The sequence below is a fragment of the Kitasatospora sp. MBT66 genome, from assembly GCF_000710405.2.
Taxonomy (GTDB): Bacteria; Actinomycetota; Actinomycetes; order Streptomycetales; family Streptomycetaceae; genus Kitasatospora; species Kitasatospora purpeofusca.
In genome coordinates, this window is sequence record NZ_JAIY01000023.1 from 47711 (window position 1) to 51390 (window position 3680).

3 protein-coding genes are annotated in these 3680 nt (G+C 76.9%); all 3 read right to left on the bottom strand.

Going from position 1 to position 3680, the window contains the following annotated elements; genetic code table 11:
* Positions 1–1438 (bottom strand): ATP-binding protein (locus BI06_RS44200; RefSeq protein ID WP_043478581.1); only part of this gene is annotated, 1438 nt, incomplete at its 3' end.
* Positions 1435–2973: a cobyric acid synthase gene (locus BI06_RS44205; RefSeq protein WP_030398309.1), complete on the bottom strand. Its 1539-nt coding sequence runs from the start codon at positions 2971–2973 to the stop codon at positions 1435–1437. The genes BI06_RS44200 and BI06_RS44205, both read right to left, overlap by 4 nt.
* On the bottom strand, positions 2970–3680 hold a 711-nt coding region (locus BI06_RS44210; RefSeq protein WP_043478583.1), incomplete at its 5' end, for a CobD/CbiB family cobalamin biosynthesis protein. The genes BI06_RS44210 and BI06_RS44205, both read right to left, overlap by 4 nt.

Genomic DNA, 3680 nt, shown 5'->3' on the forward strand with positions numbered 1-3680 from the left:
GGGTGGCGCTCAGGTGCAGCGGGGGGAGCCGGCCGCGCGGGCGGCGGGCCCGGATGGTGTGGCCGCTGTCGGTCTCGGCGGGGGAGCGGCGGCCCTGGGCGCCGCGCCCGGTGCCGTCCACGGCGAACAGCCGGGTCCGGTACGGGTCGCCGGCCGCGACCGGGGCCGTCTCCCGGGCCGGGGACGGGGGCTGGAGCGGGACCGGCTGCGGGGCGGGGGCGTCGTCCTGGGCCGGGGCGTCCGTCGCCTCGGCCGTCGGGCCGTCGGGGCCGTCCTGGCCGGACGGCTCGGGCGCGCCGCCACCGCCGCCGTCGGGGCCGCCGTCCTGCGGGCCGTCACCCTCGGGACCGTCGCCCTCGGGGCCGCCCTCCGGGTCCGGGTCCTCCTCCGGCTCCTGGGGCTGCTGCGGCTCCTCGGACTCCGGCTCGGCGTGCTCCTCCAGCACCTGGTCCAGCTGCTCCTCGTCCAGCCCGGGGGCGTCGAAGGGGTTGCGCCGCCGCCGGTGCGGCAGCGCCAGCTGGGCGGCCTTGCGGACGTCCTCCGCCAGCACCTCGGTGCGGCCCGCCCAGGCGGCCAGGGCGACGGCGGTCCGGGCCATCACGATGTCCGCGCGCAGCCCGTCCACCTCGAACGCCGCGCAGACGGCGGTGATCTGGCGCAGCGCCGTGTCGGTCAGCTCCACGCTCGGCAGCAGCTCGCGGGCGGCGGTGATCCGCTCCGCGAGCGCCCGCTCGTCGGCGGCGAAGCGCTCGGCGAAGGCGGCCGGGTCGGCGTCGTAGGAGAGCCGGCGGCGGACCACCTCGGCACGCTCCACCGGCTCCCGGGTGGCGGCGATCTCCACCGTCAGGCCGAACCGGTCGAGCAGCTGCGGCCGCAGCTCGCCCTCCTCCGGGTTCATCGTGCCGACCAGCAGGAAGCGCGCCGCGTGCCGCACCGACACGCCCTCGCGCTCCACGTAGGAGCGGCCCATCGCGGCGGCGTCCAGCAGCAGGTCCACCACGTGGTCCTGGAGCAGGTTGACCTCGTCGATGTAGAGCACGCCGCGGTGCGCCCGGGCCAGCAGCCCCGGCTCGTACGCCTTGACGCCCTCGGAGAGCGCGCGCTCCAGGTCCAGCGAGCCGACGATCCGGTCCTCGGAGACGCCGACCGGCAGCTCGACCAGCTCGGCCGGGCGCCGCGAGGACGCCCCGCCGTCGTGCGCGCCGTCCGGGCACTGCGGGTCCGGGCCGGCCGGGTCGCAGGCGAAGCGGCAGCCGTCGACGGTCGCGATGGACGGCAGCAGCCCGGCCAGCGCGCGCACCATGGTCGACTTGGCGGTGCCCTTCTCGCCGCGCACCAGCACCCCGCCGACCGCCGGGGAGACCGCGTTCAGCAGCAGGCCGAGCCGCAGGTCGGCCATGCCGACGATCGCGGTGAACGGGTATCGGACGTCACTCATGCATGCTCCCCAGGGGCTCCGGGCGGAAGGAACGGCAGCGATCCGGCCGCCGGCACCCCGCCCTCGATCAGCTTCCACAGCGCGTCGGTGTCGGCGTGTTCCTCGATCAGTTCGCCCAGCCGGTCCAGCCGGGCCTCCCGCGCGTCGGCGAATGAGGTGTCCGGCGCGGCGACGAACGCCCGGCCGGCCGCCGCCGCGACCTCGCGCAGCAGCGCGCGCCGGAAGCCGTCGTTCTCCAGCGCGCCGTGCCAGGTGGTGCCCAGGACGGAACCGACCCGGCACCCGTCGAGGCTCTGCCCGTCGTCATCGGAGATGAAGGCCTCCCCGCCCTCCACGGTGACGATCCCGTGGTGGATCTCGTAGCCCTCGACCCGCTCGCCGAAGGCCTCGCCGACGGGCCGTCCGAGCACCTTCTCCACCCCGAACCGCACCTGCGTCGGCAGCAGTCCGAGGCCCTCGACCGGGCCCGCCTTCGACTCGACCTCGTCCACGATCCGGCCGGCCAGCATCTGGTAGCCGCCGCAGACGCCCAGCACCGGCAGCCCGGCCGCCGCCCGGGCCTTCAGCACCGGCTCGAAGCCGCGCTCGCGCAGCCAGCCGAGGTCGGCGACGGTGGCCCGGGTGCCGGGCAGCACCACCAGGTCGGCGTCGGCCAGCTCCTCCGGCCGGGTGGCCCAGCGCACCAGCACGCCGGGTTCCTGGGCGAGCGCGTCCAGGTCGGTGAAGTTGGACAGCCGGGGGAAGCGGAGCACCGCCACCCGCAGCACATCGGCGCCCAGCGGGCCGCGCGCGGCGGTCCGGTCGACGACGGTGGACAGGTCGAGCGAGTCCTCGGCGTCCAGCCACAGGTCCGGCAGCATCGGCAGGGTGCCGAGCACCGGACGCCCGGTCAGCTCGCGCAGCATCTCCAGCCCGGGGGCCAGCAGCCGCGCGTCGCCGCGGAACTTGTTGACGAACCAGCCGGCCACGTGCCGCTGGTCCTCCGCCGACAGCAGCGCCAGCGTCCCGTACATCGCCGCGAACACGCCGCCCCGGTCGATGTCCCCGACCACGACGACCGGCAGGCCGGCCGCGGTGGCCAGGCCCATGTTGGCGATGTCCCGGTCCCGCAGGTTGATCTCGGCGGGCGAGCCCGCGCCCTCGCAGACCACCACGTCGAAGCGGGCGCGCAGGTCCGCCAGGCACTCCAGGGCCCGTTCCAGCAGCAGCGGCTTGCGCTCGCGGTAGTCCAGCGCGCCGACCTCGGCGACCGGGCGGCCCAGCAGCACCACCTGGCTGCGGCCGTCCGCGCCGGGCTTCAGCAGCACCGGGTTCATCGCCGCCTCCGGCTCGACCCGGGCGGCCTGCGCCTGCATCGCCTGGGCGCGGCCGATCTCGGCGCCGTCGGCGGTGACGAAGGAGTTCAGCGACATGTTCTGCGCCTTGAACGGCGCGACCGCGACCCCCTGCCGCGCCAGCCACCGGCAGATGCCCGCCGTGACCACGCTCTTGCCGGCGTCCGAGGTCGTCCCGGCGACCAGCAGTGCCTTGCTCATGCCCGGTACCTCCGCTTCCTGTTCAGCGCCGCCCGCAGCAGCAGGTGCCCGGCGACCGTCGTACCCAGGGCGAGCGCGCCCACCCGCCGCGAGAGCACGCAGGCCCGCTCGATGTCGTCCACCCCGACCGGCCGCAGCCCCTCGCCGAGCACCGGCCGGTGCTCGGTGCGTTCGCCGTACTGCAGCGTCCCGCCCAGCCGGACGCCGACCGCGCCGGCGAAGGCCGACTCGGCCTGGCCGGCGTTGGGGCTGGGGTGCGCGGAGCCGTCCCGCCGCCAGACCCGCCAGGCGGTGCGCGGTTCGGGGGCGGCGGCCACCGTCAGCAGCGCGGTCAGCCGGGCGCCCGGCCAGCCCGCCACGTCGTCCAGCCGGGCCGAGGCCCAGCCGAACCGGGCGTAGCGCGGCGAGCGGTGACCGACCATCGCGTCCAGGGTGTTCACCGCGCGGAACGCCAGCAGCCCCGGGGTGCCGGCCAGGCCGCCCCAGACCAGGGCGTTGACCACGGCGTCGGCGGTGTTCTCGGCCACCGACTCGACCACCGCGCGGGCGATCTGCTGCTCGTCCAGGGCGCTCGGGTCGCGTCCGCACAGGTGCGGCAGCCGCTCCCGGGCCGCCGTCAGGTCACCGGCCGTCAGCGCGCGGCCGATCGTGCGGGCCTCCCGGGTCAGCGAGGTGCCGCCGAGCACCGTCCAGGTCGCGGCGGCGGC

Excerpts from the sequence above, each read along its gene's own strand:
- BI06_RS44205 (WP_030398309.1), bottom strand. The coding sequence starts at position 2,973 with ATGAGCAAGGCACTGCTGGTCGCCGGGACGACCTCGGACGCCGGCAAG.